Consider the following 11,388-nt stretch of genomic DNA (forward strand, 5'->3'; position numbering starts at 1 on the left):
CCGCGAACAAGCCGGATCGAAGCAAGAAGGGTGGAGCGGAAGTAAGTTCTCTCCCAGCCTTGCCAAAAGCCGCCGGGATCCAGAGCAATTGTCGCGCCGACTTTCCCACGCCGCGCCATCTCGAGTACGATTCTTGCACCGACTGAGCTGCCAACGATATCGATCCCATCAAAGCCTTGATCAACGATAAAGGCCTCGACGCTGTCAGCGAGCCCCTTGAACGTGTCACTATCGGTAGCTGCTGGTGTTTTGCCGTGCCCGGGTAGGTCAACGGCCACGACATCGCGGGACTCAGAAAGCGCAGGAAGGATCGTGGTCCATGACCGCCACGACCCACCGAGGCCGTGCACGAGGAGAAGCGGCGGGCCCGCTCCTTGACGAATGAAATTCAGCATCCTTGCCCCTTCAGTAAGCGTTCGAAATCGAAAGGCGTGCCTTCAGCCAGCTCTTGCCTCCCGGGGTTAACGCACGGAGTGGCTGAATGATCCTCACATCGTTCAGTTCACGCAGCCCGCGCCCTCTCGATCACGTACAGCATCGATCGCTTCCTGGGCGGGGTTCTGCCATTCAGGCGCCAGACAATGACGGCCAATCCGTATTCGTGCCGTCGATTTGCGGCGGCGCGACTGATGCCATGCTCCCAGCAGATACGCGGACGGCCAGGTCCATGGCGTTCGCGGCCGCACCACCCGACACGTCGGCCGGGAAGGAGACATTCGCTGCGGCGTGAGCAAAGGTCGGCTAAGTGCGTGGAGGGCGTTTCCTGTACTGCTCTGCCGCATTATTGAAAGGCACCCGTGTTGCGTTCGACTTTCTCAACCCTGGTGGATCGGTTAAGGAATGTTCCGTCGCATTGCCGCAAAAGAAAGACACTTTTAAGTTGGGCTTATGTCAAATCTCAGGATGTCAGTTACGTTAATCGTTCTATCTTTGACTCCCTATAGTGGTGCGGGCGCTCAGGAAGGCTTGTCTTCGCTGGGAGCAATCGGCGGTGCTCGCGCATACTCAGGTCACGAAATCAAATTAGGCAAAACACGCTTCACGTTGCGTGGTGTGACCTGTCCAGATCCGACAACTGAGGATGGAAAGCGCGCAAAGGCCTTAGCCAATACGTTCCTCCGGATGCGTGGAACAATGCGATGCGAAACTACGAATGGCTCAGGTGACTGCGTACATCGCTCGACGAGTGGCATCCGCAATCTGTCTGAGGTCATGCTGAAAACCAAATTATGTTGGGCTGATGAAGCTTGAGGTAGGAGCGACGTCCGTTCTTTAATCGCGTGCCCACGTCTGAAAGCCCTAGTCACGCTTACGCGATCTGAACGCAACGTGACGGCAATGTTCAGAAGGGCGGAGAGCGGCCATTCGCTGCATCCTCCATGGAAGTCCGCTATGCGGAAGAAGCCGACTTTTGCTGGCGCAGCATTTGCTCACGCAGTATTTCCTTGCAGTTGCAGCAAATTTCTTGCCGCGATGCAGCGCACATCACCGAAGCAGCCATTGAAATCCGAGATAAACCAAATATCGCGCAATCGCCGCTGACGGGGTTGCCGTATTTGGCACAGTTTCGGGGGATGCGGTGACGTTGCCTGCGAGGCGGTACACATTGATCGTTGACTGGCGCGAAGGGGAAACCACAATCGACGTTGAACTAGAAACGGAGTTGCTGATTGACCTTGCTAAATAGGGCGATCAAAGTGGAATTGGGTGCCCCCCGCGCTTATGGCGAAGGAAGCGCTATCATGAACGCTATTGTTCCTGCAAAATATACGCGGGCAACAATGCGCTAAAACTGCCGTTGATTTGCATCGTCCGCGCTGGGTCAAATTCCCCACCTGCAAGCGGCTCGCGATAATGGGCAGCCGCTTCAAAACTGCCTTCAACGAAGAACCCGTCGTCACGCTCTTCAAATGTTGTGAGGGAAAGGGCTATATCGTTGGCCTGATCCTCCGACTCGCTTGCCATCCAGCCAGATCTCCATGCGTCTGACAAATACATCACTCCAGCGTTAAGCGGGATCAATTGGCCACCAACAGACATAACCTCGAAACTGAACAAAAGGCTATCTTCGGAAATTTTGACAGTATCTTCGCTTGGTTGACCCCAAAGCTGAAACGACTGCAAATTCGCAATGGCTATCGACAGGCCAAAGGATTGGCTTTCGTTGTCCTGTGCGGTCAAAAACCACGTGCGTTCTTCACCGTTGAGTGTGGCAGTGATATTGCCAAAAACGTCTTGTGCAAATGACACCGTCGGCGCGATGGAAAGTGCAGCAGCAAAGACAGCTTTGTGAAAGGATGAAAATGGCATTGGCGTTCCAATCAGTGAATGGTGAGATAGTTGCGGCTAAACAGGTGGCCTTACCAAAGCGTAGCGACCAACCCTTCAGTCTGCCAACAAATTATTCAGATCCCGACACTCAGATTTTCAAGGTCACGATTTTCTATGACGCATTTCTAAAACTGCGTGCTAGGCTAAACTTTATAGGCTCCATTTATTATCGCTTAAGGAGTATTTAGAATGTGTTTCAAGCCCAGCATTGCCCTTGTTTTGTCCCTTCTTTGCCTAGCATCTCCTTCCTATTCCGCGCCTGATGTTGCTTGCGACTATGGGACCCCAGACGCGTGGGCGCAAGTTGACGGGACGATTGTGGGGTCTTGGGAAATCGTTCACCACGCGGGCTTTGTTATTGCAGGCCCGACAACGATGCCATTCCCGGCAAGTAGCGACGTTGAAACAATGCAGATCGAGATGACCTCGGATGGCCGCCTTATTGGCACCCACCCCGAGGCACAGTCCCCGATTGAGTTCGTTTGGGCGGATGAACCACCATGGAGTTTTGAAGCCCATGCAAAGGCGGATGGCATTCCTGCGCCGCTGTTATCATCATCGGATGTTGAGTCGATGATGGGCTGCAAGGTTGATGATCTTGCGCGTCTGATCGGTCATTCGCAGGTGACAATGAACAGTGTGACAATGGATTTTACGCTGCGATTAATGATCCTTGGGGCAACGTCGATCTATGGTATTTTTCATACCTAGAGCATTGTAAACGGCATTTCGGTGAAAAGTTGGCGCGCGGTGACAATGACGCGCTAGGCTCGTTAGAATCTGGGTGGGAAGTCTAAAGTGAGAAAGCAAAATCAATCCGGTGTGGGGCATTTCTTGCGCGACAAAGGCTGGGTATGCGCGCTTATGATAATCGCGGGGATTGCACTTGCTGGGTTCAAATTTTTGGAAAACCAGAGTGCGGCGGAAATGGCGAATGATGGTATCGATGCGATCGGCATTGTGACGCATAAAACACAAAGCCAAGCGAAATCTGGATCCGGGTCAACTGTCCATTACAGTCTAAGCTATAGCTTTGCGATACCCGACGACCCGTATGTCAAAGGCATGCAGGATGTCGGCAAAACGCTTTATGATAGTGTCAGTGAGGGTGCGGAAATCACTGTGCGCTACATCCCAACCGATCCATTAATTAATGTCGCTGATCCAACAAACAGGAACACAAACTTTTAGCTCGCATTGATGGCTGCGGTTGGGTTATTCCTTTCAGGTTTGATTACTGGAGCTTTGGGAATTCGACGGGCACAACAAGTTTCTTAAAATAGCTAAACTCGATAGAAGGTGTAAAATATGACGCTTGGGTTTTCTAAAATAACGGCGGCAATTTGGCTTGCTGGCCTTTTGTCAATTGCGGCACCAGCTATCGCCGAAAGTGAAAGCAAATTGATCCCAGAGGGCGACCTGCGCACGCTGGTTCCATTCGGCAACGACGATATCCTCAAGCTAGCGGAATGCGAGAAAAAATCCTATCCGACCTGCACCTATGTTTGGGGCATCTTTGATAGCGATGACGAAACGCGGATCAAAATGGGCGGCAGGCCGGACGGTGAAAAACTGTTGACTGTTTTTGCTCAGGCACGCCGCATCGAGGATTTTGAGCGGGTGGTCTCTGTGACACCAGACGCGCAGCCCGTCGAAGACGTGGGTATCATCGCAATCTGGTCGGCAAATCGGCGCCAGCTTTCGTTAATGACCGAGGATTTTCTGGTGATCCACGTGAATGTCGATGCGCGCAGTATTGACGACCCAAAGTCAAGTGCGTTGCAAATCGCGGACTATTTGATGGATCAAGAATGATGCGCCTGTTTGGAATTCTGTTCATATGTACTCTCTGTGCCCCGATGGGTGCAGGTGCGCAATCCACGGTAATCGCAGACGGCATTTACGATGCTTACGACTGCTCTGTCCGGATCAGCGACCAGCGCATTGAAGTCACGGGTAACCATCTCGCTTTTTATGAATCGTCTTGCGATATTACAAATCCGCAATCCATTCCCGGTCTTGAAAGAACGACCATTTATGATGCGGCATGTCAGGGCGAAGGTGAAACATGGAGCACGCGTTTTATTCTGATGCAGACCCATGACGGCGGGCTTGCAAGCATGGATGAGATTTGGGGCGACCATTATGAACGGTGCAATTAGCCGCGTTTGGCGTCAATTCAACCGTTCAAACCAGACATTTTAACAAAGTAGAGTGAGGATAATATGACTAAATTTACGAAATTTATGACATCTCTCTTTTGCGCCGGCGTCTTGGCCGCATGTGTAGCTAAAAACGAAACGCCGGTAGTGGCGGTGCCTGAAATGGGTATGCCACGGCTGGCGGGCGAGGCTGCAAGTGTTGCTAAGTTAACGCCACTATTGGCCAGAAAGGGCCTGATTATGCAGCCAGTACCAGACAGCCGCGCGGCCGCGATTGCACGGTTTTGCAGCGGCGGCGCAGATGCTTTGGTTCTAACAAGTGCGTTCACCGATAGCGAAACCGATAGCTGTGCCGCTGCTGGCGGTCATTGGAGCGCGGTATTTTCTGACGGCATGCCCACATGGCTTGCGCCAAACTTCAAATCAAATTTTGATACGTTTAACGGGCTTTGATTATGGCACTTAAAATAAATTAAGGGGCCTACAATGAACATATTTTTTGGAATGATATTTTCAACGGCAGTGGTATTTGGATTTTCAAATATCCAGCTAGCAGCACAAACGGCCACAGCGACCTTTGAAATTAGCGCCAAGATGCAGGGCGGATGTGAGGTAATGAAAGCCTGCGCATTTTACATTATGTCCCCAAATGGCACGATTAACTATACACAACCTGGAATTTTAGATGGTGAAGCCAAACAAAAAACGGGAATAATGGATGCCCAAGATTTTTTAGTATTGACCCAATCCTTAACTACCGGTCACTTGAAAACACTTGAAAATTCTGTGTTCACGGGGACTTGTCCATCATATAATGATGGTGAAGATTACACCTTTGAAATCACGCGAGACGGGCAAACAACGCGGCTGGATACATGTGGAAATTTGCTAGCGGACGATCCGCAGATTGACACGCTAATCAGCTTTTTCGGCATTTTTTATGGCGAATTGACCAAATAGAACGACCTGTATTGTTGAGGAATGGCCAAGGCGGCCATCCATCAAGTCGGCCGAATATAATCGCATGAAGGACGATAAGATGCACGTTTTTATGAGAGTCATTCCTGCAGCCTTCTTTGGCCTGATAATGCCAAGCTTTTCTACTGCGCAAGAGGCGTCTGGGCAGTTAATCACGCAGATTGACGGTAAGGATTTTGTGTTCACGATCGTTAGCAATGCAGGTGAGGCATTGGGTATGAGTGACGCCGAGGCGATATCCACGTTTGCCCCGCAATTAGACGAATTTTCAGGTATCGTTTCTTTGGTCCTTTGGACCACAGAAGAGACGAGTGAGATCCCCTTAATGCTCACTATATTTCACCGCGTTTCGGGGGAACCTACAGAGGTAGATCAATTTTTCTCTGGGGTTCTCTTTTACGCCGAGGGCGGCGAAAAATGGGGGTGGGTCGCGGACCTATCGCAGGCTGGGTCGACTATAAGCGTCGACAGTTATGTTGAAACCGAGACCAGCGCCAATGTGGCTGGTCAGTTCAGCACAACCGCCTATTACGAAGCGGCTGATCAGGACGAACCTGATCTTAGTCGTAGTATCAGCATTGCAGGGACATTCGAGGCGGTCCTCCCACGTCTTGAAACCCAATGACACTGTTGTGCTTTTGATTTCAGAAATGGCAACCTAATTTTCATGCCATCTTTTCGCGGCTATGTTGCACAAATCCAGCGGGGATTCATGTCGTGAATCCAGTGTGGTAGCTGGTGTGCATGAGCAAACCGACATCACCTACCTACAAGACGACGAACTGGCCTGCCTACAACGAGGCGCTGAAGCGCCGCGGGTCACTGACGATCTGGTTCGATCCCGCGATGAATTGGCATGCCGAACCGTCCGGCAAGAGGGGCAGGTCGCGGACCTTCAGTGACGCTGCGATCCAGACTTGCCTGACCATGAAAGTCCTGTTCGGGATGGCGCTTCGCCAGACGACGGGCTTCGTCGAAAGCCTGCTTCGGCTGACGGGGCTGGACTGGGACGTGCCTGACTTCAGCGCCATCTGCCGACGTCAGAGGACGCTTGCGGTGAACATTCCGTATCGCGGCGCGAAGGGCCCGCTGCACCTGCTGATCGACAGCACAGGGATCAAGGTTGAGGGAGAAGGCGAATGGAATGCGCGCAAGCACGGCGGCCCCAAGCGCCGCGTCTGGCGCAAGATCCACATCGGTATCGACGAGCAAACGTTGGAAGTCAGAGCAGTTGAGATCACGGGCAGCAACACTGGGGATGCACCGATGCTACCTCATCTGCTTAACCAGATCGCGCACGACCAGAAGATTGGAAGCGTGACCGCGGATGGTGCCTACGACACGCGCCGATGCCACAGCGCCATCGCTGACCGCGGTGCGACCGCAGTCATCCCACCACGCAGAAATGCGCAGCCATGGAAGCCAACCGCCGCCGGTGCCATCGCCAGGAATGACGCTCTGCGCGCGTCAAGATATCTGGGCCGGGCACTCTGGCGAAACTGGAGCGGATACCACCGCCGGAGCCGCGTCGAGACGAAGATGCATTGCATGAAACTGCTGGGCCAGCGGCTGATGGCGCGCGACTTTGACCGCCAAGTCGCTGAGGTTCAGGTGCGCGTTGCGATCCTGAACGGATACACCGCCCTCGGCATCCCTGTCACGAAAGCCGTGGGATAAATCCGTCTGGGGAAAGGGGAGATCCGTTCGTCAGCTGAATTACGCAACAGAGTCGATGAACGGAAGGAACTCTGCTGCCGATTCAACGTTGGGTTTAGTGATTTCAATATCGTGATCGAACGTGATATCGAGAAGGAGACTGGCTATGAAAATGAAACACTTGAGCTACCTGAGCGGCGGGCTGGCGGTAACACTGTCAATTGGCGCTTCGATTGCAATGGCGCAGGTCACGCCGACCCCAATCGAGTCCGGGGATAACAGCCTGTTTTCGTCACGCGTTTTGACGACTGGATTGGACAACCCTTGGGCAATGCGCTGGGGGCCCGACGATCAGATTTGGGTCACGGAACGCACCTCAGGAGAGATCACGCGCGTTGATCCAGTAACCGGATCCCAGCAGGTTTTGCTGACACTCGACGACGTCTACACGGGTCCACAGCATGAAGGTTTGCTTGGCCTCGCTTTGCATCCGGGGTTGCTGCAGAACACAGGCAACGATTTCATCTATATCGGTTATACTGTTAATGATGGTAGCGAAGCGGAGCCTGATCCCTCTGCCCAGATCGTCCGTTACCGGTATGACGCCGATACCCAGCAGTTAGTTGATAAAACGGTCCTGATTTCTGGCATGCCTGCAGGCAACGATCATAATGCCGGCCGCGTTGTCTTCGGACCGGACGACAAGCTCTACTATTCCATTGGCGAGCAGGGTCACAACTTCGGCCGCAACCTGCGCAAGCCAAACTTGGCGCTGGTCCTTCCTACGGCAGACGAAGTCGGCCGCGAAGACTGGCGCACCTATTCAGGCAAGATCCTGCGCCTGAACCTTGATGGCACCATTCCTGACGACAACCCCGAAATTGAGAGCGTCAGGAGTCATATCTACAGCTATGGCCACCGTAACCCACAAGGGCTTGCGTTTGGAGAGAACGGCACGCTTTACGAAGCGGAGCATGGTCCGGCAACTGATGACGAGCTGAACATCATTCAAGCCGGCGGCAATTACGGCTGGCCCCGGGTTGCAGGACGGATCGACGATCGCAATTACCTTTATATCAACTGGAGCGAAGCGGCCGAGGATGTCAGCGAAAATACTGATCCCCTCCCGGAGTCTGTTCCCCAGCTTCCTGAAAGCACCTTCGACGGCGACATGGTCGAACCTCTTGCGACCTATTTCACGGTCGATGACGATTATCCGATCGGACAGATCTGTGGCTATATCTGCGACCCGACCATCGCACCGTCATCGATCTTGCCATACTCAGCGGGCGAGGATGGGATCGCGGAATGGGATAATTCCGTTTTGTTGACGACACTCAAGCATGGCACCCTATACGTTCAGTCGCTCTCCGATGATGGCACCGCGGCAGAGGGGGATCCTGTCGCATGGCTCTCCACGCAAAACCGTTATCGGGATGTGCTAGTTGCCCCTGAAAACCGAGTCTTTATCGCGACTGATGCTTTTGGCTCTGCAGCGCAAAAGTTTGGTGACGGGCTGAATACGTCAATCTTGCACAATCCAGGTGCTATCCTTCTTTATACCTATGGCGAAGAAGGCGGTTCTGACCTTGGCATGACGCGCAGTTCCCAGACTGTCGAGGAAGCCCGCGCCGATGGCATTGCGTCGGACAACCCGAAAGAGTTCGAAGATCCGAACACCGGCAAGGAAACTGCGCCCGATGACGTGGCAGCGGTCATGCCAGACTCAGAGGTAATGGAAGTTGTCGCTCGCGGTGGCCCCCAGTTCGCGCAGACATGCTCGACATGCCATGGTCCCGCAGGGCGCAGCGATGCGGCCGCTGTTCTTGCCGAAAACGAAAAACTGACCGATGCTGGTTATGTCGCCTCGACCGTCGTCCATGGTTTTGGCTACATGCCCGCATTTGGCAGCCAATTGTCTGACACCGAAATTGCCGAGATTGGCACCTACATCCGCAACAGCTGGGGTAACGATTACGGCGTCTTGACCACGGACGATGTTGCCCAAGCCCGCTAAGCTACCGAGATTGTTCAAGAAGCCCGTCTGTCATACGGCGGGCTTCAGCGGCAGTTTCTGATCGACGATACGACCTTACTTCTAACCGGAAAACCGTTCGGCAATGCTCGTCGCTGTTGGCGTATATATAACGGCTCCTCTATTATTTTTTCTTCTCAAGCCAACCGTCCGACGAGGCGCTACATCGTATCATGCGATGCTGCGGTGCATTCGGTGTCGGATCTGAGCACATTGATGTCTGCTGACGTAAAGCTGCATTGCATTTACAGAGTTCTTGTTAAGGGTCCGTTAACGGCCGCAGTTTCTGATGCCAAATTGCTGCACCGCCGAAATGCTGGGCCAATGTAACCGGTAGCAATGGCTCTAACCGGACCTTCGCCGCAAGTTTCCTGAAGGTCTGCTAAGGGCCGTCCATGTCGCGCAGCATGATCCACGGCGACAAAGTTCACTTTGCAGCGCTGAAGGCGGCTGTGAGCCCTTAGTGCCTTGTAGAAAATCGCATGAGAACCTAATCATTAACGATCTTTGATGTGGGTATGTGAAATGAACCTAGACGTGAAAATTGCTAACGATGAGAGCGAGGTGGCCGCATGCATGCGGCTTCGTCGGGCAGTATTTATCAAAGAGCAGAACGTCGCCGAACATGAAGAAGTCGATGGCCAAGATCAAAATTGCACTCACGTTATTGCGTTGGCAAACGGAATGCCAGCGGGTGCAGCCCGTTTTCAGCAGCTTGGTTCATATGTAAAAATCCAACGAGTCTGTGTCCCCAAAGAGCACCGCGGAAATGGGATTGGTGCCGAAGTTATCAAATTTATTGTCGGTTACGCCTCAAATTCTGGGGGCATCGCTTCGATCCGTTTGGGTGCGCAGACACATGCCCTTGAATTCTATCACAAGCTAGGATTCATCGAATGCAGCAAAGAGTATTTAGATGCTGGAATCTTACATCGAGACATGGAGATGAGACTCTCCTGACAAAGTAGCTCAGTCTGCACAGCGACGTTTCAAGCCGACAAAAAGCTGTGCGATGCGCGAAAGTCCGCTTCGACGGGCCACACCGCAGCATTGGGAAGGCATAGTCAATGTCAGCTTAGGGCCGCTTGCCAATGGCGAAGGATGGTATGACACAATGGACGCTTGTAACTCCACCGAGTTGATGGATTTGGCTTTTGCAGATAAATTAGAGATATAGGCAAAATATGCTTTAAGTTAGTTAAGCAAGAAAGGATTTATCGTATCAATAAGTTTGGCCCTAAGACACTATCAATAGCTCATCAAGACGTAGTTAAAAACACCCGTCGATGGCTTGAACAAATGGTAGTAGGATTAAATCTATGCCCATTTTCCCATAACGTCATAGCCCAAGACCAAGTGTATTATGCCATCTGTGATGCCACCATCGATGCACAACTAAAGCAGTTCTATGTGAATGAATTACAGCGCCTGCTTGGGGCTAACGAAAATGACGTTGCCACTAGCTTGCTCATGTTTACCCGAGGTCTAGAAGAGTTCGACGATTACCTCGACTTACTCGATTGGTTTCAGCAGCTATTGGAGAAGGCAGAACTGACAGAGCATGTCCAATTAGCATCATTTCATCCTCAATATCAATTTGAAGGTGTAGCTGCTAACGATCTTAGCCATTTCACTAATCGCTCACCCTATCCAACCATACATCTTCTGCGTCAAGATCAAATGACTAAAGCCCTCGCTCACGTTTTGGACCCTAAGAAGATTTATATAGATAACATAAAAACATTGAATAAACTTGGTCGCCAACAGGTCGAAGCACTCTGCCCCTGGGGTAAATAAAAAACGTTAGCATTGTATTGTAACCGCTGTTAACCCAGCTACCATTATCGCTCGTTTTGCAGTGGCAGCGAAGGTCCGCAATGACGGGCCGCACCGCAGCATGCCGATCATTGGGCCAATGTCCGCAAAGGGCCGTCCATGTCGAACGGCCCAAACGCCTAGATTTCGATAGCTTCCGATATTGCCAGTGCATCTTCAAGTTCGTAAGCGACAAGGCAGCCCCGTGGGTTAAAGGGCGGCCTATTCCTTGGTAGGTTTGCGACGTTCACGCAAGCGCCGGGGTTTTATGTCTACGACCAGTCCTACGCCTATGCCTACGCATGGTAGCTTTCAGTTGATCGAAGCCGTCGTCGAACGTCTTGACGGTGCGCCCGTCGGAGAGCGTCGTCGCTGGTCTGATGAGTTCAAGGCGCAGGCTGTCGCCGCGGC

The 11,388-nt window shown here is 52.3% G+C and carries 14 protein-coding genes; 12 read left to right on the plus strand and 2 right to left on the minus strand.

All coding sequences use genetic code 11. The features are described 5' to 3' along the window. Positions 1-395, minus strand: a 395-nt coding sequence (locus BM131_RS19155; RefSeq protein ID WP_139222725.1) for an alpha/beta fold hydrolase, incomplete at its 3' end; no start/stop codon positions are given. A 984-nt stretch (positions 396-1,379) separates the two neighbouring features. Between BM131_RS19155 and BM131_RS19160 the strand changes: the two genes are divergently transcribed. Beyond that, positions 1,380-1,583 (plus strand): hypothetical protein, encoded by a 204-nt coding sequence (locus BM131_RS19160; protein ID WP_090192023.1) that lies wholly within the window; start codon positions 1,380-1,382, stop codon positions 1,581-1,583. Between the two features lie 166 nt (positions 1,584-1,749). Here the strand turns inward: BM131_RS19160 and BM131_RS19165 are convergent, their stop codons facing one another. Beyond that, positions 1,750-2,310, minus strand: coding sequence for a hypothetical protein (locus BM131_RS19165; protein ID WP_090192025.1), 561 nt, complete (start codon positions 2,308-2,310; stop codon positions 1,750-1,752). A 396-nt stretch (positions 2,311-2,706) separates the two neighbouring features. On the opposite strand from BM131_RS19165, the gene BM131_RS20105 reads away from it, so the two are divergent. The 11 genes from BM131_RS20105 (at position 2,707) to BM131_RS19225 (ending at position 10,959) form a co-directional block, all read left to right on the plus strand. Further along, positions 2,707-3,042: a hypothetical protein gene (locus tag BM131_RS20105; RefSeq protein ID WP_139222726.1), complete on the plus strand. Its 336-nt coding sequence runs from the start codon at positions 2,707-2,709 to the stop codon at positions 3,040-3,042. An 87-nt stretch (positions 3,043-3,129) separates the two neighbouring features. After that, the gene (locus BM131_RS19180) at positions 3,130-3,522 is read left to right on the plus strand and encodes a hypothetical protein (RefSeq protein WP_139222727.1); all 393 of its coding nucleotides are present in this window, start codon (positions 3,130-3,132) and stop codon (positions 3,520-3,522) included. 117 nt (positions 3,523-3,639) lie between these two features. Then, complete coding sequence (locus BM131_RS19185) at positions 3,640-4,146, plus strand: hypothetical protein (protein ID WP_090192030.1); 507 nt, start codon at positions 3,640-3,642, stop codon at positions 4,144-4,146. Beyond that, positions 4,143-4,493, plus strand: a complete 351-nt coding sequence (locus BM131_RS19190; RefSeq protein WP_139222728.1) for a hypothetical protein — start codon at positions 4,143-4,145, stop codon at positions 4,491-4,493. The genes BM131_RS19185 and BM131_RS19190 overlap by 4 nt, the downstream gene beginning before the upstream one ends. A 63-nt stretch (positions 4,494-4,556) precedes the next feature. Beyond that, positions 4,557-4,946: a hypothetical protein gene (locus BM131_RS20110; RefSeq protein ID WP_139222729.1), complete on the plus strand. Its 390-nt coding sequence runs from the start codon at positions 4,557-4,559 to the stop codon at positions 4,944-4,946. Positions 4,947-4,979: 33 nt separating this feature from the next. After that, positions 4,980-5,453, plus strand: coding sequence for a hypothetical protein (locus BM131_RS19200; protein WP_090192034.1), 474 nt, complete (start codon positions 4,980-4,982; stop codon positions 5,451-5,453). A 79-nt stretch (positions 5,454-5,532) separates the two neighbouring features. After that, entirely contained in the window at positions 5,533-6,096 is a 564-nt protein-coding gene (locus BM131_RS19205; RefSeq protein ID WP_090192036.1) for a hypothetical protein, read from the plus strand. Positions 6,097-6,215: 119 nt separating this feature from the next. Then, entirely contained in the window at positions 6,216-7,148 is a 933-nt protein-coding gene (locus tag BM131_RS19210; RefSeq protein ID WP_090192037.1) for an IS5 family transposase, read from the plus strand. Between the two features lie 145 nt (positions 7,149-7,293). After that, a complete protein-coding gene (locus BM131_RS19215) occupies positions 7,294-9,144 on the plus strand; it encodes a glucose/sorbosone family PQQ-dependent dehydrogenase (protein ID WP_217646902.1) in 1,851 nt (616 codons plus the stop codon). A 555-nt stretch (positions 9,145-9,699) separates the two neighbouring features. Continuing rightward, the gene (locus tag BM131_RS19220) at positions 9,700-10,122 is read left to right on the plus strand and encodes a GNAT family N-acetyltransferase (RefSeq protein WP_245754334.1); all 423 of its coding nucleotides are present in this window, start codon (positions 9,700-9,702) and stop codon (positions 10,120-10,122) included. 291 nt (positions 10,123-10,413) lie between these two features. After that, positions 10,414-10,959: a DUF1415 domain-containing protein gene (locus BM131_RS19225; protein ID WP_090192039.1), complete on the plus strand. Its 546-nt coding sequence runs from the start codon at positions 10,414-10,416 to the stop codon at positions 10,957-10,959. Positions 10,960-11,388 lie beyond the last annotated feature (429 nt).

It is taken from the genome of Loktanella salsilacus, from assembly GCF_900114485.1.
GTDB lineage: Bacteria > Pseudomonadota > Alphaproteobacteria > Rhodobacterales > Rhodobacteraceae > Loktanella > Loktanella salsilacus.